The following is a 22,359-nucleotide window of genomic DNA, read 5'->3' on the forward strand; positions in this document are numbered from 1 at the left end:
CTATACCCTACCGAATGCAGTTGATGAAGGGGAAGATATTGGTCGCACAGAGCATGTCTGTGACGATGAATACCAGCAGGAAGAGCACGATGATACCAACCACGCCTTCACCCACTTCCGCCTGGGCGAGTTGTTGCTCAAACTCTGCCAGCTCGGACGGCGTCAGGTTCTGGATGCGTTCCTCGACCACGTCCTGACTGACGCCCATGGCCGCCAGTTTGTCTTTCACCTCCTGTTGCTCAAGCATCGACATCAGCGATTCGCGGTCAATATCGGCGCGCTGTTCCGTCAGCAGTTCTCCGGTACCGATCACATCAGCGGTTGCAGCAGAGGACCATACGGTTGTCAGGGCCATCAGAATGGCGAGAAAGAATGACACATGCCTCAGGCTCTTGCGGATCGTCTCCATCTCTATCTCCTGTTCTTTTTGGCTATCGTAAGCCAGTACGATAGCACACGGAACGGGTGAATGGTCCCAAATGGCGTCTGGTTACGTATGGAAGGTAAATTCGCCCATCCATGCATTACATCGCCACCCGTGACCCGGGTCCCAGGCGAACAAACTCTTACAAAAAACTGGTGCTTTGCCCCTACCCTCGTATTTCAGGTGTTCTAAACTCGTGACATCCATTAATCATGACAATAACGCCTGTGAACGCAATTACTTACCTGGGTTCCCGTTGTTTCAGCTTGCGAGTGCTCCTGGTCATGCTGGCGCTGGCGCTCGCTGTGGCTGGCGATCAGGCCCCGATATTAGCCTGGGCAGACCGGATGTTGTTCGGGCTGCTTGGGAATTCAACCGCCACCCTTGAGGGTAGGGGGCTTACGGAACCATTCTGGTCAGCAATGGTGGTGCGGGCCGGTTTGATGGCCAGTGCGCTTTATCTGGTTCTGGCCGTGCCGGCAATGGGCGCAGCGGCCGCACTGCCGGTTACCCTTCTGATCGCCGGCGCACTGGTGGTTGTACAGGCCGCCTTCATGTTTTATCGCACCACCTGGGTACCTATGGGGCAGGTGATGGCTCTTCTGCTTGGTGGCTATCTGGTCATGCTGTTCTGGCTGCAGCCTCACCGGGAATTGCGAGCACTGACCACCAATGTCCAGGGGGCCCGAATCCGGCTCGGACAACTCCTGCTGCAACAGGGCAATACGGACGAGGCACTGACGGCCCTGGAAGCGTGTCCGGTATCCGTTGAGCGGCTGGAGTTGCAGTACGAGATCGCGCTGCAACAGGAGCGTAAGCGCCATTACGACAAAGCGGCGGCCTCCTATCGGGACATATTGCAATACAAAAAAGCCTTTCGGGATGTGCGCAAACGTTTGCTGGCCCTCGACAACCTGCAGGGCGACGGGGGCGGTTTTGCCTCTGGTCAGTTCGACAGCACCCGTACGTTAGTGGTGCCCGAGAGTGCTGTCAGCCGGCCCGCACTGGGGCGTTATGAAATCGAGCGGGAAATCGGCCGCGGTGCCATGGGTGTGGTCTATCTCGGGCAGGACCCCCGTATCGCTCGCACTGTTGCGATCAAGACCCTCAGTTACCAGGCGTTCGAGGATAAGGAACTGGCCGATCTGAAAGCCCGCTTCTTCCGTGAGGCGGAAGCAGCCGGACGGTTGAACCACCCCGCGATTGTCACAGTGTATGACGTGGGTGAGGAGGCCGACCTTGCCTACATCGCCATGGATTACGCCAGGGGCCGGCCCTTGAGCGATTTTGGTCGGGCGGACCGATTATTGCCGCTGGCGACGGTGCTGAATCTGCTGGCCCGGGTGGCGGATGCCCTTGAGTATGCCCATGCCCGGAAGGTCGTCCACCGGGATATCAAACCTGGCAACCTCATTTACAACCCGGACAGCGGCGAGGTAAAGATCACCGATTTTGGCATTGCGAAAATTGCGGACGACTCCCGAACCAGAGCCGGCAGCGTCATGGGCAGTCCTTTGTACATGTCGCCCGAGCAGTTGAAAGGGCAAAAGGTAACCGGCGCATCCGATATCTACAGTCTGGGCGTAACCCTGTACCGTTTGGTGACCGGTGAAACACCCTATCAGGGCGATACCCTGGCCAACCTGACCTACCAGATTCTCAACAAGCGTCCCCGCAGTGTCCGTGAGTTCTGCCCGGACGCCCCCAACGGCGTGGTGCGTCTTATCAACAAGGCCATCCAGCGCGAGCCGGACAAGCGGTTTGCCAGTGCCGCCATGATGGCCGAAGCGATGCGCCGGTTGGCGCTCCGCGAAGTCAGGGAGGACATTTCCTGATGCGCTATGACATCTCGGGGTTGACCGATATGGGCGCTGTGCGAAGCTCCAATCAGGATGTGGTGGCCTGGCGCCTGAGCGAGGACGGCCGCCAGGCCCTGTTAATCGTTGCCGATGGCATGGGCGGCTATCAAGGTGGCGAGATCGCCAGCAGCGTGGCGGTGAAGTCGGTTCTGGAGGCGATGGTGCCGCGGCTTGAGGATCCCTCCTGGCACTGTGTGGACGTTGAGGCTATTCGCGAGGCCCTGCAGGACAGCGTAGGTCTTGCCAACGACCGCGTTATTGCCCGCAGGCAGGGCGATCCGGCGCTCGACAAAATGGGCACGACCCTGGTGGTGGCCTGGGTCATCGATGGCTGTGCCCACATCACCCATGTGGGCGACTCCCGGTGTTACCTCATTCGGGAGGGGGAATCTGTCTGCCTGACCCGCGATGATACGGTAGTCCAGAACATGCTGGACGATGGCAGCATCACAGCGGCCGATGCCCCTAACGTACCGTTTCGCAATGTGCTGACAAAGGCCCTCGGAGCCAGTGCGTCAGTGGACGCCAGTTACCACCTGATGCCGCTGTCCGCCGGTGACCGCCTCCTGTTGTGTAGCGACGGTCTGACCAACGCCCTGCCAGCAGCGCACTGGCCAACGATTTTCGATGACAGCGAATGCATGGAAAGCGCAGCCGAGGCGCTGGTTAGCGCCTGCCTGGATCGTCAGGCCGCTGATAACGTGTCCGTTGTTCTAATGACCCTGTTTTAGCTGAGGAATCTGATATGGCATCGCTTTCACAACTGGTCGACAACGTTGTGGTGAACACGTTCGAGCTGAATGGGCCCGACACCCGAATTGGCCGCAAGGCCGACAACGATCTGCGCATTGACGAAATCTCCGTCAGCGGATTTCACGCGGCTATCGAGGCGGTTCCCAACGCCTACCTCGAAGGTACCGTTGATTACTACATCACCGATTGCGACAGCACGAACGGGACGTTTGTGAACGAGATCCGGGTTGAAGGCCGCCAACGGCTCAATAGTCAGGACATGGTGCGGATCGGCTGGAACGAATTCCGCTTCGTGGATGAAGAAGAGAACGCGCTCGAGAAAACAGCCTATATTCTTGGCTGATCCAGCTGTTGCAGTCGAAGCAGCTCAGCAAAACGCGCCAGCAGGCCCGATGCTTCCGGCGCGGGCGTGACGGCTGACATCAGCGCACGGGCATCCAGATGTTCCTGCTCCAGATCCGGTGCCTGTACTTCCAGATACGCGGTCATCACCTCGTCGGTAAACTCGGGGTGGAACTGCACACCCCATGCGTTTGGGCCGATGCGAAACGCCTGGTGAGGCTCAAAGCTATTGCATGCCAGCAACACGGCCTGCTCTGGCAGCTTCAATACGGACTGGCGGTGCGTTAACTGTGCCTTGAACTGTCGCGGTATGTGACCGAGTAAAGGATCGCTCTGCGCAGCGTCCAGTCGGTCGACGGTGAAGGTCCCGCTTTCCCGGCCCTTGGGATGGTAGCCAACCTCACCACCGAGCGCGTGAGCGAGCAGTTGATGGCCATAGCAGACGCCAAGCAGGGGTACCTGGAGATCGACCGCGCGCGCCAGCCAGGTGGCGGTCAGTTCGCTCCACTCTTCACGGCTCGTCACCATGGCGGGGGAGCCGGTCACGACGATGCCATCCCATTGTTCCGGGTGTCCTGGTGACTCTCCGGCGGCCACGTTAACCACCGTGATGTCCAGTCCAGGCCCCAGACCCCGGATAAACCAGTGGTCGAAGTCGCCAAAGCGCGCCTTGAGGGACGGGTAAGTGGAGCCGGTTTTGAGAATTGCCAGCCTGGGTTTTCGGCTTGCTTCGTGGTTATTGCCCATGGTCACGCTCCTGACGCGTCACGAAAAGTCTCGATCATACTGGACAACGTCGTTTGGCAACACTGGCCCCCTCGAAACCCCTTGTCTTAAAGTGCCATGTGTAAGCAGAGTATGCGTAAATATGTCGCCCCAGTAAGTCTTTGTAATGTCTTGTAGTTTCAGCGAATTAGTCACAACAGGAGCCCCGTTTATGCCGTAGACTGGCTATAAAATGACGCCATTTGCGGTGAAATATGAACGGTAAATTGACGATTTCGATCCTGACACGCTCTGCTCTGCTACTGTCTGCTCTGCTGCTGGGTGGCTGTGGTGGCAGTGGCAGTACTGACAACGGCCGGGCATCCGCCGTGTCAGACAGCTCAGAAACATCACCGGCAGGCAGCGGTGCCGAGTCAGAAACGATCGTCATCGCTGGCTGCGAGGTTGATCAATATCAGGCCGCCATGCTGGAGCAGGTCAACGCTGCCAGGGCTAGTGCGCGCAGCTGTGGGTCGGAATCGTTTGCGGCTGCAGAGCCGTTGACCTACAACTGTCCGATTGAGGGCGCAGCGCAGTCTCACAGTAATGACATGGCCACCCATAACTTCTTCGACCACATCGGTTCTGATGGCTTGCGGGTGGGGGCTCGAGTAACAGCAACGGCCTATGAGTGGTCGGTCGTAGGTGAGAACATCGCGGCGGGTTATGACGAGGTGAGCACCGTCATGGATGCCTGGCTGGACAGCCCGGGACACTGTGAAAATATTATGGACCCGCGTTTTAGCGAGTTCGCGGTCGCCCGGGTGGATGCAACGGGCGCTGATTATGCCAATTACTGGACTCAGGTTTTCGCGAAACCACACTGATCCTGAGGTCTGAAATAAAAAAGCCCCGCCGTTCCGATGAATGGCGGGGCTTTTTCGTGACAGGCCTCACTCTTCCTGAGGCAGCTCGGCGTTGTGGAACACGTTCTGAACGTCGTCGAGTTCATTGAGCATATCGAGAAATTTCTCGAACAGGGGAATGTCGTCCCCTTCGACCGGCGTCGATGTTTTTGGCAGAAACTGGATTTCATCCACGTCGAAATCGAGGCCCTCAATGGCATCAATCAGTGCCTGTCTGGCTTTCGCGTACTCGGTGTTCGGAGTGAATACGGTGATCAGGCCGTCTTCATTTTCGATGTCTGTGACGTCAACGTCGGCGTCCATGAGGGCTTCCAGAGCCGCTTCCTCGTCCTCACCTCTGAACGCAAAAATGGCGCAGTGATCAAACATGTGGGCGACTGCACCGGGTGTGCCGATTTTGCATTTGGTTTTGGTGAATGCCAGGCGCACGTCGCCGAAGGTGCGGTTGGGGTTGTCGGTCAGGCAGTCCACAATCACCATGCAGTTGCCCGGGCCGTAACCTTCGTAACGGGCTGTTGAGTAGTCTTCACCCGCGCCGCCCTTGGCCTTGTCGATGGCTTTTTCGATGACGTGAGAGGGCACCTGGTCTTTCTTCGCCCGCTCGATCAGGCCGCGCAGGGAGAGGTTGCCATCGGGATCGGTGCCGCCGGCCTTGGCGGCCATGTAGATCTCGCGACCGTACTTGCTGTACACCTTGGTTTTTGCTGCGGCCGTTTTGGCCATGGATTCTTTACGATTCTGATAGGCTCTGCCCATTGCGATGCCTCATAACTCATTCTGAAAGAGCCGGATTTTACTCAACAAAGCGGTTGGGTGACAGGCCTTATTTCCCAAAAGCCGCAAACGTGGGGTGTCAGGCGTGAACATCAGTCGGGCGCTGACTGGCGTCAACACCGCGAGTCAGTAGCTGAGTTTCAACAGCGTGCGTCAGGGCCTCGGTATCCACCAGAAAGTCGGGATCGTCAGTGAGGCCAAGCACTCGTCGGATCCAGGGTGTTTCGGTAACGTTCACCCGGAACGCCAGACGAGGGACGCACTGGTAAGTCACGCCTTCCCGTTTCCAGGTGACCACCGGAGCCTGATGGTTGTGTCCGGACGGGTCCTTCTGTTGTTGCTGCGCGTATTCGTACTGCCAGCCAATGTGCAGGTCCGTGACGCCGGTTTTTTCTTCCATTGCCCGTTCCTGGGTCAAACCAATCAAACGATGTGTATTCATGCTCATCTGAGCCTCCTTTACAGAGAAAGAAACAAAAACAAAACCCTATGGCTGCTTTTTGTTACGGGTCTTCCTGACCGCGCTCTATTATGTGTACAACTGTACACACCGTTGATGTGGAATGAACAGGGCCGGATGGCGCGAAGGCCTGATATGACAACGCGAAAACTACGTATGTCGGCCTGACGCTGAAACCCGGCTCAGGCTAGCTTCGGTACCCGCTTGATGCACTTGCGAATTCCCTGTTCAAGGGCAGCGCTGACGACCTTTCCGGTCAATGGCACGATGTCTTCGAAGGTGATGGTGTAGTTCACCCGGGTCTGGCCCTTGCCGGAGTCTTCAAAGCGGATGCGCCCCAGATGGTTGCGGATCGGGCTGATGCTGGTGATGGTGTACTCGATCAGGGTATTGGGTTCGAAGCCGATCACGGTTTCTTTCAGCCCGATCGGTCCAACCCCAATCTTGCGGATTGAGCCCAGGCCATTGGGGTCGGCCTGATCGCTGTCGCGGATGCGCTTTACGGGCGCTCCAAGCAATTGTCCGAACCGCTTGTGGTCCGCGAACAAGGCAAAAACCCGGCTGCGTGGTACGTCAAAGGTTTCGTCGATTTCGATCGTGTATGTGGCCATGATGTTGCTCTCTGTGAAGTTGGGGTTAGCGGTAGAGTATCGTTACCGGCGCTGCAACAAAAGCCGTTGGTTCAGGTGGCCCAAACCTTGGCCCAAACCGCATGAAATGGCGGATTGTCAGTGCTGGCTGGTGTGCCGGTAATCCCGCGGTGACTGCCCCATGACTTTCTTGAACAGCCTCGAGAAGTAATAAGAATCGTCATACCCCATGCGCCGGCTGATGTCGGCGAAGCTCAGGCTGGTGGTGTCCAGCATCTGGCAGGCCCGTTCCACTTTTAAATGCAGGAAATGTTGTATGGGGGAAGTGCCGGTCTGTTCCCGGTAGCGGGTGGCGAAATGGGCCGGCGACAGCCCCGCCAGGTCCGCCAGTTGCTCCAACGACACCCGTTCATCCAGATGCTCCTTCATGTAGTTGTGAAGAGTGTCCAGTTCGGCCTGTCTCTTATGGCTGGTTTCATCAGCACTCAGAGGCACCGCCGCCAGTAGTTGTCGCAAGCGGTTGGCGGCGTGAATCAGGCCCCGTGTGCGAAATCCGGTTTGCTGTACTGACAGCAGACCGTTGAAGTCCACAAGTAGCCGCGGCTGGCGGCCCAGGTGGCGAACCCAGGTATGGTCAAAACCCATGTAATGTCGAAAGTCCTCCGCCAGGGGGCCGGTGTAGTGAACCCAGTGAATGGTCCAGGGATTGTCCGGGTCGGCGGTGTAACGATGAGAGACTCCGGAAGGCAGCAGCAGCAGATCGCCGGCTTCGACGGTGTGGGGCTCCCCCTCGATATTGAGAAAGGCTCTGCCTTCGGTGCAGTAGATCAAAAGAGAGTCTTTATGGTGCTCCCGGTGCATGTGGTGCCCGGTCGCGCGGCGATAGTGGCCAAACGCCACCGGATACAGGTCGCGGGTCAGGGGGTAGGTCGACAATAGTCGTATGATAGGGGCGGGCACCACGTAGCGAATGCTGTCTGCCGGCACCGGCCATTGGGAAGTTTGGGTCATTTGCGCGCCTGAAGATGGTGTTGATATCGAAAGATAGTCCATCATGAACGAAATTTAGTCAATCGGTGGGGGCGGAATTCCTGTGCTAGGATCAAGCCAACGATGACAACAAATAAGGAAAACACGATGAAAAACGTTCCCCTGTTTCTTGCCGGTGAATTTGTCCAGAGCCAGACCAGCGAGTGGATTGATGTCACCAATCCTGCCACCAACGAAGTAATCGCCAAGGCTCCTTGCACCACTGCTGACGAAATGCGTAAAGCCATCGATAACGCCGGTGAGGTTTATCAGAGCTGGAAAGAAACCCCGGTCTCCGAGCGTGCCCGGGTCATGCTGCGCTACCAGGCGCTGCTGAAAGAACACCATGACGAGATTGCCGAAATCCTTTCCCAGGAGACCGGCAAAACCTTTGACGACGCCAAGGGCGATGTCTGGCGTGGTATTGAAGTGGTTGAGCACGCTGCCAACGTGGCCTCCATGATGATGGGTGAAACGGTCGGAAACGTGGCACGGGATGTGGATACCCACTCCTGGATTCAGCCGCTGGGTGTGTGCGCGGGTATTACCCCGTTCAACTTCCCCGCGATGATCCCGCTGTGGATGTTCCCCATGGCCATTGCCTGCGGCAACACCTTCATTCTGAAACCATCTGAGCAGGACCCGCTGACGCCGACACGGCTGGCGGAACTGTTTGAAGAAGCCGGTGCGCCCAAGGGCGTTCTACAAGTGGTTCACGGTGGCAAAGAACAGGTTGACGTACTGCTGACCGATCCGGCCATCAAGGCGGTGTCTTTTGTTGGGTCCGTGCCGGTGGGTCGTTACATCTACGAGACCGGTACCCGCAACATGAAGCGTGTGCAGAGCTTTGCCGGTGCCAAGAACCACATGGTGATCCTGCCAGATGCCGACAAGCAACAGGTGATTAACGCCCTGGTAGGCGCATCCGTCGGCGCTGCCGGCCAACGCTGCATGGCGATTTCCGTCGCAGTGTTCGTGGGTGAGGCGCAGGAGTGGATTCCCGAAGTCAAAGACGCCATGGCCAAGGTTCGCCCGGGGGCCTGGAACGATTCCGGTGCCAGCTACGGCCCGGTCATCAGCGGCAAGGCCAAAGATCGTATCGAATCCCTGATCGCCACCGGCGAAGCCCAAGGCGCTAAACTGCTGCTGGATGGTCGTGGTTGCAACGTTGATGGTTTGCCTGATGGCCATTGGGTTGGCCCGACGTTGTTCGCCGGTGTGAAGCCGGAGATGGATATTTATAAAGAGGAAATTTTCGGTCCGGTGCTGACCTGTGTTGAGCTCGACAGCCTGGGTGAGGCGATCGAACTGATCAACAACAGCCCCTACGGCAACGGCGTTTCCATCTTTACCGGTTCTGGTGGTTGCGCGCGTCGCTTCCAGCACGAGATCGATGTGGGCCAGGTGGGTGTGAACATTCCCATTCCGGTGCCCCTGCCGTTCTTCTCGTTCACCGGTTGGAAAGGCTCGTTCTACGGTGACCAGCATGCTTACGGCAAGCAGGCGGTGCGTTTCTACACCGAGACCAAGACCGTGACCTCCCGCTGGTTTTCCAGTGAGGCCACCACGTCGGAAGCCAACTTCTCTATCCAGTTGCGGTAATAGTGTGGCGGGCCCATCCACAGCGATGGGCTCCTCTCAGACTGGACAGTGGAGAGTAGCAATGGACTTTAATCTGACTGAAGATCAACTGGCGTTTCGCGAGGCGGCCAGGGCGTTTGCGGAGAAATCCATGGCGCCTCACGCTGCCCAGTGGGACGACGAGCACATCTTCCCGAAAGATGTGCTCAAAGAAGCCGGCGACATGGGCTTTATGGGTATTTATACCCCTGAAGCCCTGGGCGGCATGGGCCTTTCACGCCTGGACACCTCAGTGATTGTGGAAGAACTGGCTGCGGCCTGTCCTTCCACCGCTGCGTTTATCACCATTCACAACATGGCCACCTGGATGGTCGCCAGCTTTGCGTCCGACGATCTGAAGCAGGAAGTCGTGCCGAAACTGGCCAGCGGCGAATGGCTGGCCTCCTATTGTCTGACCGAGCCCGGTGCCGGGTCCGATGCGGCCAGCCTGCGTACCAAAGCGGTTCGCGACGGTGACGACTATGTCCTCAACGGCAGCAAGGTGTTTATTTCCGGTGCCGGTAGCACAGAGATTCTGGTGCTGATGGCACGCACGGGCGAGCCGGATTCGGGTTCAAAAGGGATTTCCACCTTCGTCATTCCCGCCGATGCCGACGGTGTCTCCTACGGCAAGAACGAAGAGAAAATGGGCTGGCGCAGTCAGCCGACCCGCATGATTAGTCTCGAAAATGTTCGTGTCCCTGCCAGTAACCGGGTTGGTAACGAAGGTGACGGCTTCGCCATCGCCATGAAAGGGCTGGACGGCGGCCGACTGAACATCGCCACCTGTTCACTGGGCGGGGCTCAGGCAGCCTTGTTGCGGGCCCGGAATTACATGCATGAGCGTGCGCAGTTCGGCAAGCCCCTGGCGGCATTCCAGGCCCTGCAGTTCAAGTTGGCGGATATGGGCACCAACCTGGTGGCGGCGCGGCAGATGGTTCGTTTGGGGGCCTTTAAGCTGGACAGCGGTGACCCCGAAGCCACGCTGCATTGCGCCATGGCCAAGCGGTTCGCGACCGATGCCTGTTTTGATGTGGTTAACGACGCCCTGCAATTGCACGGCGGCTACGGCTACATTCGTGAATACCCGCTGGAGCGCTACCTGCGAGACTTGCGCGTTCACCAGATTCTGGAAGGCACCAACGAAATCATGCGTCTGATAATCGCCCGCCGCCTGCTTGATGACGGCGTGGCTGAAGCGATTCAATAAGGAGAGATCGATGAGCGACCTGATCCAGCTCGAAAAACGTGGACACATCGCCGTAATCACCATCAATAACCCGCCGGCCAACACCTGGACGGCGGAGTCCCTGCCGGCGCTGGCGGCCACCGTACAGGCGCTGAACGAAGACCGGAACATCTTTGCTTTGATCGTCACCGGCCAGGGCGAGAAGTTCTTCTCCGCCGGTGCGGATCTGAAAACCTTTGCCGATGGCGACAAGGCCCGGGCGAGTGACATGGGGAAAGCGTTTGGTGAAGCCTTTGCCGCGCTGACCGCGTTTCGTGGCGTGTCCATCGCCGCGATCAACGGTTATGCCATGGGCGGCGGCCTGGAGTGCGCCATGGCCTGTGACATCCGCATTGCCGAGGAGCAGGCTCAGATGGCGCTGCCGGAAGCGGGTGTGGGTTTGTTGCCCTGCGCCGGTGGCACCCAGAACCTGCCGTGGCTGGTGGGCGAAGGCTGGGCCAAGCGGATGATCCTGTGTGGTGAGCGGATCAAGGCGGACAAAGCCCTGCAGATTGGGCTGGTCGAAGAAGTCGTACCAACGGGCCAGGGCCTGGAGAAAGCGTTGGAACTGGCAGAAATGGCTTGCAAACAGAGCCCGTCCTCGGTTGCCCGTTGCAAAACCCTGGTGATGAGCGCCCGCGATGGTCGCAGCCATGAAGACGGCTGGCGTATGGAGCGGGAGCTGTTCGTGGAGCTGTTCTCCACCGAAGACCAGAAAGAAGGCGTGAACGCCTTTCTGGACAAGCGTAAACCAGAATGGAAGAACCGCTGATATGACTGGTCAACCAATGGTGTTTGAGGAGTGGTCCACGGCCGACGGCAGCCACATTGCAGTGGCCCGTCTGAGCATGCCAAAAACGCTCAATTCCCTGTCTCTGGAAATGATCCGGTTGCTGACGCCGCAGCTCAAGCGATGGGCCGAAGACAGCAGCATCTGTGCGGTCTGGCTGGAAGCGGAAGGCGACAAGGCATTCTGCGCCGGCGGTGACATTGTCGCCCTGTACCGCAGCATGACTGAGCCGGGTGCCGCGAGTGAAGGCGCGACCTTCTTTGAAGAAGAATATGAAATGGATTACCTCATCCACACCTTCCCCAAGCCGGTGGTGTGCTGGGGTCATGGCATCGTCATGGGCGGTGGCATGGGCATCATGGCGGGCGCGTCCCATCGGGTGGTAACCGAAGGCTCAAAACTGGCCATGCCAGAGAGCAGCATCGGCCTGTACCCGGACGTTGCTGCGGGCTGGTTTCTGAACCGCACTCCGGGCCGAACCGGCCTGTTCCTGGGGTTAACCGGTGCCCGTATGAACGGCGCGGATGCGTTGTTTGTGGGGCTGGCGGACCGGTTCGTCCGTCACGATTTAAAGGCTGACGTTGTCGATGCGCTGAAACAGCGCAACTGGCAGGGGCAGGAGGGCCACGCCGTGGTCAGCGGTGTGTTGCGGCAGTTCGAGCAACAAAGCGCCGATGCACGCCCGGAATCGCCGGTGCGCAATCACTTTGATGACATCAATCGGGTAACCGATGCCGACACCCTCGACGAGATCGTCGCGCAACTGAAGGAACTGTCCGGTGGTGACGACTGGCTGGCCAAGGCCACCCGCTCGCTGGCAGCGGCATCGCCGACGTCGCTGGCATTGTGCTGGCGACATCTGAATAACGTGCGGCACGATGGCCTGAAGGATGTTCTGGATAAAGAGCTGACACTCTCCCGCAATTGTCTGACCAAGGGCGAATTTGCCGAAGGCATCCGCGCGCTGCTGATCGACAAGGATCAGCAGCCACGCTGGCGTTATGCCTCGCTGGCGGACATGGAAAGTGCCTGGGTTGATGACTTTTTTACCAGTTGAGCGTTGTCGGATTACGCTGTGCTAATCCGACCTACCAGTTGACCGTTGTCGGATTACGCTACGCTAATCCGACCTACAAAGAGTCGGCGCAGGTAGGTCGGATTAGGCGAAGCCGTAATCCGACAAGTTCCGGCTAATGATCTTCAGGGCTGTCCAATAAGGCCGGCCCGTTCAATCGAATACAACAAGAAAGGGGAAGCAATATGGCTACAATTACCTTCATCGGTCTGGGTAACATGGGTGGCCCGATGGCCAGCAATCTGGTCAAAGCGGGGCACGCCGTTACCGTGTTCGATCTGTCAAAAGACGCCGTTGCAGCGCTGGTATCCGAAGGTGCGAAGTCGGCGGAAACTGCCCACGAGGCGGCCAAGGGCGCGGAGTGTGTAATTACCATGCTGCCCGCCGGCCACCATGTGGAAACGGTGTACCTGGGTGATGATGGCCTGCTGGCCAGCCTGCCCGCCGGCACTCTGGTTATCGATTCCTCCACCATTGCACCGGAAACGGCCCGTGGTGTGGCGGAAGAAGCCAAAGCCCGCGATATTCCGTTCATTGATGCCCCGGTGTCCGGCGGCGTGGGCGGCGCGAAGGCGGGTACTCTGACGTTCATCTGTGGTGGTGCGGAAGACACGTTCAACCGGGCCAAGCCAATTCTCGAAGGCATGGGCAAGAACATCTTCCTCGCCGGCGAGCATGGCTCGGGTCAGGTTGCCAAGATCTGCAACAACATGATGCTGGCCATTCTGATGGCGGGCACCAGTGAAGCGCTGGCGCTCGGGGTCAAGAACGGCCTCGATCCGGCTGTGTTATCGGAAATCATGAAGCAGAGCTCTGGCGGAAACTGGGCGCTGAATGTTTACAACCCCTGGCCGGGCGTGATGGAAGGTGTGCCTGCCTCCCGCGGCTATGAGGGCGGCTTCCTGGTCAACCTGATGAATAAGGATCTGGGGCTGGCGTTCGACAACGCGGTGAAAAACCATGCCGCCATCCCCATGGGCTCGCTGGCCCGCAACCTGTTTGAGCTTCACGCCGGGCAGGGCAACGGAACCCTGGATTTTTCCAGCATTCAGCGGCTGTACAAGCCGGAGTAAGGGTGTACCCGGTTTCCTCACGCTGATGCACTCCGCCGCCCGGGCGGGTAGACTGATGCGTTTGGTGCCGGGCGGAACACCAGTGGCAGCAGAGCCCCGGCGAGACAATAATGTGCCTCAGGCCGAGATTTCATAATTTGGCCAGCGGCCCCGTGAGGAATGCCTGCGTGCCATGGACGATCAGCCTGATCAGACGAACAGCGAAGCCGAGCCCAAACGTCCTTTGATCTCATCGGACCTCTCCACGCCCATTTATGGGTTGTTTGCGCTCGGGGTGCTCTACACTCTCTACGTCGCCCATCAGATCGTACTGCCGATCATCCTGGCGGTTCTGACCAGTTTGTTGTTGGCACCGTTGGTCAAGAAGGCCTACGTCAAATGGCACATACCACGTATGGTCAGCTCACTGTTGCTGGTTTTGGTGGTTCTGGCTGGCATTGCCGGGGTAGGGGTTGCGGTCGCCATGCCGGCAATCGAATGGGCCGAAAAAGCGCCCCAGGGGATATCCCGCCTGCTGGTCGGTGAAAGCAGTTTCAGGCAGAAGATCGAGAAGGTGACGGAATCGGCCAAGGAAGTGGAAAAATCGGTCGAGGACATTTCCAAAGAAGACGAAGCGGAAAAGCCCACCACCGTGGTCATGCAAACCGAGTCCTGGCGCAGTAAATTGATGACCAAGGCCCGCAATGGCATAGCCGGGCTGGCCCTGGCTCTGGCGCTGACCTATTTCCTGCTCGTGGGGGGAGATCGCCTGATTCGCAACCTGGTAAAACAGTTGCCTCGCACCGAGCGTAAAACCGCACTGCGGATCACCCACGACTCTCAACGTGAGATTGCCCAATACCTCGGGGTGCTCGGGTTAAGCAACTTCGCGGTTGGTTTGACCACCGGCCTGATGTGTTGGGCCGTCGGCCTGCCGGACCCGGCGGTATGGGGCATCGTGGCGGCCCTGGCCCGCTTTATTCCGTACCTGGGGGTCATTCTGACCATTGCGCTGTTAGCGGTGGTATCGGCCATCAGCCTTGAAACGCTGTGGATGATGGCGATTGCTCCGTTGGGCTATCTGGCATTGACCACGGTGGTTGGTTTTTTCATCGAACCCTGGATTCACGGTTTCCGCATGGCGATCAATCCGGTGGTGATCTTTGTCTCCATCTTCTTCTGGGGGTGGTTGTGGGGGCCGGTGGGTGTTCTACTGGCGGTACCGTTGATGACGGTTATCCAGGTGGTCCTGAAGCAGATCCCAAAGCTGCGGCCGATCTACCGGGTCATTGCACGCTAACGCATTGCGGATATCCGTAACGCGCCCTGACACTGGCGGGAATCTTTCCTATGCTTGACGGGATACCCACCCTCAGCATAGACGGAGGATCACCCGCTCATGATCCCAACGACCATGAAAGCCATGGTGCTTACCGGCCACGGTGATATAGACCAACTGGACTACCGAGACGTCACCACGCCAAAGCCCGCCGCGGGCGAAGTGCTGGTGCAGGTGACGGCTACGGCCAAGAACAACACCGACCGCAAAGCCCGCGAAGGGCTTTATCCCACGAAAAAAGGCGAGATGACCTCGTTCCAGATGGGCGGTGAGCCCACGCTGCTGTTTCCACGAGTTCAGGGTGCTGATATCGCAGGCAGTGTGGTTGCAGTCGGCGAGGGTGTCAGCGAGAGCCGCATTGGCGAGCGTGGGCTGCTGGATTTCAATCTTTACGCCAATGACCGTCGCGATATCAACCTCACCCCCGACTATTACGGACACGGTGCCGATGGCGGCTACGCAGAGTACGTGGCGGTACCTTCCGGGCAGTTTCATCACATTCCCAACCCCGAACTGACGGATGCCGAGGTGGCAGCGATGGGCATGTGTTCCTATCAGACCGCCCTGCACATGCTGACCTCCGCCAATGTGAAGGCCGGGGAGCGTGTGTTGGTAACCGGTGCCAGTGGCGGCGTTGGCACGGCGCTGATCCAGCTGTGCCGCGTTATGGGTGCCATACCTTACGCCCTGAGCCAGCAGGATAAAGCCGACGCTCTGCTCAGACTGGGTGCGGAAGCGGTTGTTGATCGCTCGGACATGACGTCGTTTGTGGATCGGATCAAAGCAGAAACCGGTGGAAGGCCCCTGGACGCGGTGATGGATCTGGTGGGCGGTGACATGACGGATATCTTCATCGACGCCATGATTTTTGACATGAACGCCCGCGACACCTATCCCAGGCTGAGTATCGCCGGAGCCAGTGGAGGGAATATCAGCGAAATTCTGTGGACTCGCATTTACCTGTACCAGGTGCAGATCTTTGGGGTATCCCACGGCACCCGGGAAGAAGCCGAGCAATTGGTGGCCTGGATTCGGGGTGGGCAGCTCAAACCCGTGCTTCACGGTGCCTTTCAGTTGTCGGACCTGCATCAGGCTGAACGCTATTTCATGAACCGCAGCAGCAACTATTTGGGGAAAATCGTCATCGTGCCCGATTCACAGTGGGATGTGCACGGAAAGCCCTTTGCCGTGGAGAGCGCCCGATGAAGCCAGAATTGACCCTGCAGTTGATGGACACCCACGCCGGCGGCGACGTCAGCCGGATTGTGACCGGAGGCATTGATCCATTGCCGGGCGACACCGTGCGTGCCCAGATGGAATACCTCAGGGATGATGCCGACGGGCTGCGGCGTCTCCTGCTGGAAGAACCCTACGGCATTCCAGAAATGTCCGTGGATCTGCTGGTGCCGGCCACGGACCCAAGGGCTGCGGCTGGCTACATCATTATGGAAGTCATGGGCTATCCGATCTATTCGGGTTCCAACACCATTTGCACGGCCACGGCGGTACTTGAGGCCGGTATTGTTCCCAAGCAGGAGGGGAAACAGAGCTTCATGCTGGAGTCACCGGCCGGGCTGGTGCAGATTGAAGCCACGGTGCATGACGGTGTGGTTGAAGCTATTACCTGTGAGGGGCTGCCCAGCTACATCGACACTTACGAGGCATCCATTGAGGTGCCATCGGTGGGCCACGTGATCTACAGCGTGGCGTACAGCGGCGGGTTCTATGCCCTGGTGGATGCCAGAAGCCTGGGGTTTGACCTGACCATCGATGAAGAACGCCGGCTCGCGGAAACCGCTCACGACATCGTTGAAGCCATCAAGGCGGAACGAGGGTTTTCCCACTACACCCTGGGAGACGTGGGCCCGCTGCCATTCCTCCATTTTATGGGGCCGGTCGAACATGTGGCTGAGGGTTACTACCGTTCCCGTTCGGCCACATACGTTCATCCGGGCGTGATCTGCCGCAGCACAACCGGTACCGGCACATCGGCCCGGCTGGCGTTGATGCATCATCAGGGTCTGATCAACCCCGGTGACAAGCTGGAAACCGTCTCACTGCGGCAAACCGGATTCATCGGGGAATTGACGTCAGTGGGGCGGCAGGGTGAGCATCAGGTGGTGAGCAATAACATCACCGGCAAAGGCTATGTGATCGCGCGTTCGGACATTGTCATCAACAGTGACGATCCGATGGTGGACTGCGATTCATTGCATCACATTCTGTCCAGCCGCCATGACTGAAAGCCCTGCGGGGCCTATGGTGCCGGCCCCGTATAAGCAGCCCCCATAACCTGGGTCTTTGGCCTAAAGTTTACCTTTACGTAAACATTAACCTATGCTAAATCTAGTGACAGCATTCAATGATAACAACAACAGGAGTTGAGAATGAGCCTCCCGGAATACGCAACTGTTTATAACAACTTCGACGTCGCTGCATTGGAAGCGGAGATTCTGGATGGAAGCCTGGAGTCCGGGCTCAATGTCTGCCACGAAATCTGCGACAAGTGGGCGAGCGACCCTCAGCGGGTTGCGCTCTATTACGAGAAAGCCGATGGCGGCGATGGTGTGCTCACGTTCGCGGAACTCAAAGATCAGGCTGCCCGCTTTGCCAATTACCTGAAATCCAGAGGTATCGGCAAGGGGGATCGGGTAGCTGGCCTGTTGCCTCGCAGTCCGGAACTTCTGGTGGTGATTGCCGGCACCCTGCGGGCCGGGGCGGTGTACCAGCCATTGTTCACCGCATTCGGCTCTGGCGCGATTGAGTACCGCATGGAACGAGCCGGTACCAAACTGGTGGTCACCGATCCGGAAAACTACCCCAAGCTGAAAGACGTAAAGAACTGCCCGCCCGCGATCTGCGTTGATGCGGCGGAAGCCGGCACCGAAATTCCCGATTTTGCCGGTACTTTGGCAGAGCAGTCGGCGGAATTTGAACCGGTCATGGTCAAGGGCGGCGATCCATTCCTGCAGATGTTCACCTCAGGCACCGTCGGTAAGGCCAAGGGTGTTGCCGTGCCCGCAAACGCGCTGATGGCATTTTATGTGTACATGAAATACGCCATTGATCTGCGGGACGACGATGTGTTCTGGAACGTCGCTGACCCGGGCTGGGCCTATGGGCTTTATTACGCCGTGGTCGGACCACTGCTGATGGGGCACGCGAGCCACTTCAACCCGGGCGCGTTCACGCCTGAGTCCACTTACGACATGATCCGTAAGTACAAAATCACCAACCTGGCCGCGGCCCCCACCGCTTATCGGTTGCTCAAAGCCAATGACCACGTATTGCCAGAAGGTGAGAACCTGGGCCTGCGGGTTGCCAGTAGCGCCGGCGAGCCGTTGAATCCCGAGGTGGTTAACTGGATCAGAAATCGTCACTTTTGCCCGGTCAAAGATCATTACGGCCAGACGGAAACCGGCATGACCTGCTGCAACTTCCACGGCCTTAACCATCCGGTGCGAGAGGGTGCCATGGGTTACTCGTCGCCTGGCCACAAAGTAGTGGCACTGAATGAGAAGAACGAGGAAGTGGGTGAGGGCGAAATCGGCCAGCTGGCGGTGGATGTGGAAGCCTCTCCGCTGTTCCACTTTGATGGTTACACCTGGGGCGAAAAAGACCCCTTCGTGAAAGGTTATTACCTCACCGGAGATATGGTGGTTTGCAACGGCGACGGCAGCTTTTCATTCAGTGGCCGTGATGACGACATTATCAGCACTGCGGGTTATCGCGTGGGGCCGGCGGATGTGGAAAGCACCCTGCTGGAGCACGCGGCAGTAGCGGAATCGGGCGTAGTGGGCAAGCCGGACGACAAGCGTGGGGCGATCATCAAAGCCTACGTGGTCATCAAGAGCGGGCAGGAGCCCGCTGACGATCAGGCTCTGAAAGACGAACTTCAGGAACTGGTGCGCCGCAGGTTGTCCACCCACGCCTATCCTCGTGAAATCGAATTTGTGGATGAACTGCCGAAAACGCCCAGTGGCAAAATCCAGCGCTTTGTCCTGCGTAACCGGGCAAAGGATGAAACCGGCGCATGATCATTACTTTTGAGGAACTGAAAGCCTTCCTCGACGAGCAGTTTCCTCAGGGTGCCGCCTACGGCACCCTGCAAAAGCTCGGGGATGGTTGGGCAGAGATGAAGCTGGACGTCGACGAAGAACACCTGCGCCCGGGCGGAACCGTAGCTGGGCCGGCCATGATGGGGCTGGCGGATGTCACTCTCTATGCCGCGCTGTTGAGCCGGATTGGTCTGGTGCCGCTGGCTGTCACCACCAACCTGAACATCAATTTTCTGCGCAAGCCGGTGGCCCACAGCCCGATCTGGGCCCGGGCCACCATGCTGAAAGTTGGCCGCACCATGGGTGTTGGCGAAGTCTTTGTCTATTCTGAAGGTATCGAGGACCCGGTGGCGCACTCCACCATGACCTACTCTATTCCTCCGAAACGGTAACCCGATGCAGCATTGTGATCGAAAAAACCACAGATTATTGTTGACGTTTACGTAGACGTTAACTTAATCTTTGAAATAGTTCTGATGTACAACAATAACAAAGGTGGGATGGCACGATGAGTGACCAGTTCGTTCTCGAGACCCGCGGCCTTGTCAAAGAGTTCAAGGGTTTTGTCGCAGTAGACGACGTAAACCTCAAGGTTCAGCGCGGCCACATTCATGCCCTGATCGGGCCCAATGGTGCTGGCAAGACCACCGTCTTTAACCTGTTGACCAAATTTCTTCCCCCGACCCGCGGTAAGATCCTGTTCAATGGCAAAGACATCACCGCCCTGAAATCCGCTGCGATCGCCCGCAAGGGGGTGGTTCGCTCGTTCCAGATCTCCGCAGTTTTCCCCCACATGACCGCGCTGGAGAACATTCGTGTGGCGCTGCAAAGCTTCGAGGGCAATACGTTCCAGTTCTGGAAGTCCGGTGCCAGCCTGAACCGCCTGAATGAACGCTGCATGGAGCTTCTGGACAGCGTCGGGCTGACCGAGTTCGCAAACACCACCACCGTTGAGCTGGCATACGGCCGCAAGCGTGCGCTTGAACTGGCGACCACGCTGGCCATGGAGCCGCAGCTGTTACTGCTCGATGAGCCCACTCAAGGCATGGGTCGCGAAGATGTGGACCAGGTAGTTGAACTGGTGCGCAAGGCGGCGGAAGGCCGCACGGTGCTGATGGTAGAACACAACTTAAGCGTGGTGAGCAAACTCTGTGACCGCGTCACCGTACTGGCTCAGGGCTCGGTGCTGACCGAAGGCGATTATCAGGAAGTTTCCGACGACCCACGAGTACGAGAGGTATACATGGGTGGCGTCGCGGCCACCAGGAAGCAGGAGGCCGCGGAATGAGTCAGGCACCTCGCAAGGAATATGAGCAGCTCCGAATTTCCGGCCTTCACGCTTTTTACGGTGAATCCCACATTCTTCATGGCATCGACCTGGAGGTTAAGCGGGGCGAACTGGTCACCCTGCTGGGTCGTAACGGCGCTGGCCGCAGCACCACCCTGAAAGCCATTATGAATATGGTGGGCCGCCGTACCGGCTCGATCATGATTAACGGTGAGGAAACCATGTCGTGCGCGCCTCACCACATAGCAAGGTTGGGAGTAGGGTATTGCCCCGAACACCGGGGCATTTTTTCCGGGCTTAATGTCATGGAAAACCTGACCCTTCCGCCCATCGTTAGAAGCGGCGGCATGGAGCTGGAAGAAATTTTCTCCATGTTTCCGAATCTCTACGAACGCCGCAACAGCCAGGGCTCAAAACTCTCTGGTGGTGAGCAGCAGATGCTGGCCATGGCCCGCATTCTGAGAACCGGTGCCAATATGCTGTTGCTGGATGAAATCACCGAAGGCCTGGCACCGGTGATTGTCGAAAAACTGGGTGAAGTGCTGGTGAGGCTGAAGGATAAGGGCCTTACCATCGTCCTGGTTGAACAGAATTTCCATTTCGCAGCACCCCTGGCGGACCGTCACTACGTGATGGAGCACGGCCAGATTGTGGAGGAAATCAGTGCAGACGAGCTTGAGAGCAAGCAGTCAGTGCTGGACAGCTATCTGGGTGTGTAACGCCCACTAACCAACGCAACGACAGTAGCGGAGAAACAACAATGACAATTATGAAAAAGCTCCTTACAACAGCGATTGCCTCAACCATGATGGTGGGCGGCGCACAGGCGGACATTTCCAACGACACCGTCAAGATTGGCTATCTGGCTGATATGTCGGGTACCTACCGGGATCTCGCCGGCCCCAACGGTGAAACGGCCCTGAGAATGGCCATCGAAGATTTTGGCGGCAAAGTCAATGGCGCGAAGATCGAAGTCCTCAGCGCCGATGACCGCAACAATCCGGACGCTTCCTCCAGTACCGTGCGCCGCTGGCTGGAAGACGATGAAGTCGATATGGTGGCCGGCCTGGTGGCCTCCTCAGTGACCATCGCTGTCACCAAGCTTCTCGACGGCAGTGACAGCCTGGGCATTGTGTCTGGCTCGGCGGCGTCCAGCATCACCAACGAGCACTGCACGCCCAACCACATCCACTACGTGTATGACACCTACCCGCTGGCTAACGGCACCGCCAAGGCGGTGGTTCAGGAAGGTGGTAAAAGCTGGTATATCCTGACCGCAGACTACGCCTTCGGTCATGCTCTGGAAGGGGATGTAACCCGTGTGGTTGAGGAGAATGGCGGTGAAGTGATCGATTCCATCCGTCACCCGTTCCCTACCTCGGATTTCTCCTCCTATATCCTCCAGGCGCAATCCTCGGGGGCGGACGTGGTTGCCCTCGCCAACGCGGGTGCCGACACCACCAACGCCATTACCACGGCGGGTGAATTCGGCCTGACCCAGAGTGGCCAGACCCTTGCGGCTCTGTTGCTGTTCCTCACCGACGTTCACGCATTGGGAGCGGAGTCGGCGCAGGGTATCCAGCTCACCACCGGCTGGTACTGGGACCTGAACGACGAGACCCGCGAGTGGTCCGACCGCTTCATGGAAAAGACCGGCGTGCGTCCGACCATGGTCCATGCGGGCATCTATTCCAGCGCCATTCAGTACCTGAACGCTGTCAAGGAAACTGGTTCCGACAAAGCGGATGTTGTGCGCAAGCAGATGATGGCCACGCCCATCAACGACATGTTTGCGACCAACGGCAAAATCCGTGAAGACGGCCGCATGGTGCACGACATGTACCTCGCAGAAGTGAAAACTCCGGAAGAATCCGAAAGCGAGTGGGATCTGTACGACATCCTTCGCACCATCCCGGGAGACGAGGCATATCGCCCGCTTTCCGAGAGCAAGTGCCCGCTCGTTTCCGGTAGCTGATGTACTGACCAAGGTGTCGCCCCGCAATCCCGGCGGGGCGGCCACTGGAACCTGCAGAAACGCAAACCTGCC

Annotated in this window: 23 protein-coding genes; 17 read left to right on the forward strand and 6 right to left on the reverse strand. The window is 58.2% G+C overall.

All coding sequences use genetic code 11. The features are described from left to right. Positions 1 to 7: 7 nt before the first annotated feature. Complete coding sequence (locus WD429_RS16100; RefSeq protein ID WP_368423201.1) at positions 8 to 409, reverse strand: PA2779 family protein; 402 nt, start codon at positions 407 to 409, stop codon at positions 8 to 10. A gap of 242 nt (positions 410 to 651) precedes the next feature. Here WD429_RS16100 and WD429_RS16105 point away from each other — a divergent pair, with 242 nt between their 5' ends. From WD429_RS16105 to WD429_RS16115, 3 genes are read left to right on the forward strand one after another with little or no spacing between them, the layout of a single operon-like run. Further along, positions 652 to 2,259 (forward strand): protein kinase, encoded by a 1,608-nt coding sequence (locus WD429_RS16105; protein WP_368423202.1) that lies wholly within the window; start codon positions 652 to 654, stop codon positions 2,257 to 2,259. Then, positions 2,259 to 3,014 (forward strand): PP2C family serine/threonine-protein phosphatase, encoded by a 756-nt coding sequence (locus tag WD429_RS16110; RefSeq protein WP_368423203.1) that lies wholly within the window; start codon positions 2,259 to 2,261, stop codon positions 3,012 to 3,014. The genes WD429_RS16105 and WD429_RS16110 overlap by 1 nt, the downstream gene beginning before the upstream one ends. Before the next feature lie 14 nt (positions 3,015 to 3,028). Beyond that, positions 3,029 to 3,379, forward strand: a complete 351-nt coding sequence (locus WD429_RS16115) for an FHA domain-containing protein (protein WP_368423204.1) — start codon at positions 3,029 to 3,031, stop codon at positions 3,377 to 3,379. Here the strand turns inward: WD429_RS16115 and WD429_RS16120 are convergent. Then, on the reverse strand, positions 3,364 to 4,125 hold the full coding sequence (locus WD429_RS16120) for a glutamine amidotransferase (RefSeq protein WP_368423205.1): 762 nt from the start codon (positions 4,123 to 4,125) through the stop codon (positions 3,364 to 3,366). The genes WD429_RS16115 and WD429_RS16120 overlap by 16 nt on opposite strands. 233 nt (positions 4,126 to 4,358) lie before the next feature. Here WD429_RS16120 and WD429_RS16125 point away from each other — a divergent pair, with 233 nt between their 5' ends. Beyond that, the gene (locus WD429_RS16125) at positions 4,359 to 4,970 is read left to right on the forward strand and encodes a CAP domain-containing protein (protein WP_368423206.1); all 612 of its coding nucleotides are present in this window, start codon (positions 4,359 to 4,361) and stop codon (positions 4,968 to 4,970) included. Positions 4,971 to 5,036: 66 nt separating this feature from the next. On the opposite strand, the gene WD429_RS16130 is transcribed toward WD429_RS16125, so the two are convergent. From WD429_RS16130 to WD429_RS16145, 4 genes are all read right to left on the reverse strand, one after another. After that, positions 5,037 to 5,765, reverse strand: coding sequence for a YebC/PmpR family DNA-binding transcriptional regulator (locus tag WD429_RS16130; RefSeq protein WP_368423207.1), 729 nt, complete (start codon positions 5,763 to 5,765; stop codon positions 5,037 to 5,039). 97 nt (positions 5,766 to 5,862) lie between these two features. Next, positions 5,863 to 6,231, reverse strand: coding sequence for a hypothetical protein (locus WD429_RS16135; protein WP_368423208.1), 369 nt, complete (start codon positions 6,229 to 6,231; stop codon positions 5,863 to 5,865). A 194-nt stretch (positions 6,232 to 6,425) separates the two neighbouring features. Next, positions 6,426 to 6,854 carry an SRPBCC family protein gene (locus WD429_RS16140; protein WP_368423209.1) on the reverse strand — a complete coding sequence of 143 codons (429 nt, stop codon included), beginning with the start codon at positions 6,852 to 6,854 and terminating at the stop codon, positions 6,426 to 6,428. 117 nt (positions 6,855 to 6,971) lie between these two features. Next, entirely contained in the window at positions 6,972 to 7,844 is an 873-nt protein-coding gene (locus WD429_RS16145; RefSeq protein ID WP_368423210.1) for an AraC family transcriptional regulator, read from the reverse strand. A 126-nt stretch (positions 7,845 to 7,970) separates the two neighbouring features. Here WD429_RS16145 and WD429_RS16150 point away from each other — a divergent pair, with 126 nt between their 5' ends. From WD429_RS16150 to WD429_RS16210, 13 genes are all read left to right on the forward strand, one after another. Next, on the forward strand, positions 7,971 to 9,464 hold the full coding sequence (locus tag WD429_RS16150; protein WP_368423211.1) for a CoA-acylating methylmalonate-semialdehyde dehydrogenase: 1,494 nt from the start codon (positions 7,971 to 7,973) through the stop codon (positions 9,462 to 9,464). Positions 9,465 to 9,525: 61 nt separating this feature from the next. After that, positions 9,526 to 10,692 carry an acyl-CoA dehydrogenase family protein gene (locus WD429_RS16155; protein ID WP_368423212.1) on the forward strand — a complete coding sequence of 389 codons (1,167 nt, stop codon included), beginning with the start codon at positions 9,526 to 9,528 and terminating at the stop codon, positions 10,690 to 10,692. A gap of 10 nt (positions 10,693 to 10,702) precedes the next feature. Continuing rightward, on the forward strand, positions 10,703 to 11,482 hold the full coding sequence (locus WD429_RS16160) for an enoyl-CoA hydratase (protein ID WP_368423213.1): 780 nt from the start codon (positions 10,703 to 10,705) through the stop codon (positions 11,480 to 11,482). Between the two features lies 1 nt (position 11,483). Further along, entirely contained in the window at positions 11,484 to 12,557 is a 1,074-nt protein-coding gene (locus tag WD429_RS16165) for an enoyl-CoA hydratase/isomerase family protein (RefSeq protein WP_368423214.1), read from the forward strand. A 203-nt stretch (positions 12,558 to 12,760) separates the two neighbouring features. After that, a complete protein-coding gene (mmsB, locus tag WD429_RS16170; RefSeq protein ID WP_368423215.1) occupies positions 12,761 to 13,648 on the forward strand; it encodes a 3-hydroxyisobutyrate dehydrogenase in 888 nt (295 codons plus the stop codon). A gap of 172 nt (positions 13,649 to 13,820) precedes the next feature. Further along, entirely contained in the window at positions 13,821 to 14,927 is a 1,107-nt protein-coding gene (locus tag WD429_RS16175; protein WP_368423216.1) for an AI-2E family transporter, read from the forward strand. Between the two features lie 99 nt (positions 14,928 to 15,026). Further along, on the forward strand, positions 15,027 to 16,172 hold the full coding sequence (locus tag WD429_RS16180) for a zinc-binding dehydrogenase (RefSeq protein WP_368423217.1): 1,146 nt from the start codon (positions 15,027 to 15,029) through the stop codon (positions 16,170 to 16,172). Beyond that, complete coding sequence (locus tag WD429_RS16185; RefSeq protein WP_368423218.1) at positions 16,169 to 17,209, forward strand: proline racemase family protein; 1,041 nt, start codon at positions 16,169 to 16,171, stop codon at positions 17,207 to 17,209. The genes WD429_RS16180 and WD429_RS16185 overlap by 4 nt, the downstream gene beginning before the upstream one ends. Before the next feature lie 144 nt (positions 17,210 to 17,353). Next, positions 17,354 to 19,003 (forward strand): AMP-binding protein, encoded by a 1,650-nt coding sequence (locus tag WD429_RS16190; protein WP_368423219.1) that lies wholly within the window; start codon positions 17,354 to 17,356, stop codon positions 19,001 to 19,003. Further along, entirely contained in the window at positions 19,000 to 19,416 is a 417-nt protein-coding gene (locus WD429_RS16195; protein ID WP_368423220.1) for a PaaI family thioesterase, read from the forward strand. Before WD429_RS16190 ends, WD429_RS16195 begins: the two co-directional genes overlap by 4 nt. Positions 19,417 to 19,532: 116 nt before the next feature. Beyond that, complete coding sequence (locus tag WD429_RS16200) at positions 19,533 to 20,312, forward strand: ABC transporter ATP-binding protein (RefSeq protein WP_368423221.1); 780 nt, start codon at positions 19,533 to 19,535, stop codon at positions 20,310 to 20,312. Beyond that, the gene (locus WD429_RS16205; RefSeq protein WP_368423222.1) at positions 20,309 to 21,031 is read left to right on the forward strand and encodes an ABC transporter ATP-binding protein; all 723 of its coding nucleotides are present in this window, start codon (positions 20,309 to 20,311) and stop codon (positions 21,029 to 21,031) included. Before WD429_RS16200 ends, WD429_RS16205 begins: the two co-directional genes overlap by 4 nt. 41 nt (positions 21,032 to 21,072) lie before the next feature. Then, entirely contained in the window at positions 21,073 to 22,287 is a 1,215-nt protein-coding gene (locus WD429_RS16210; protein WP_368423223.1) for an ABC transporter substrate-binding protein, read from the forward strand. Positions 22,288 to 22,359: the final 72 nt, after the last annotated feature.

Source organism: Marinobacter sp. (genome assembly GCF_040904845.1).
GTDB lineage: Bacteria > Pseudomonadota > Gammaproteobacteria > Pseudomonadales > Oleiphilaceae > Marinobacter.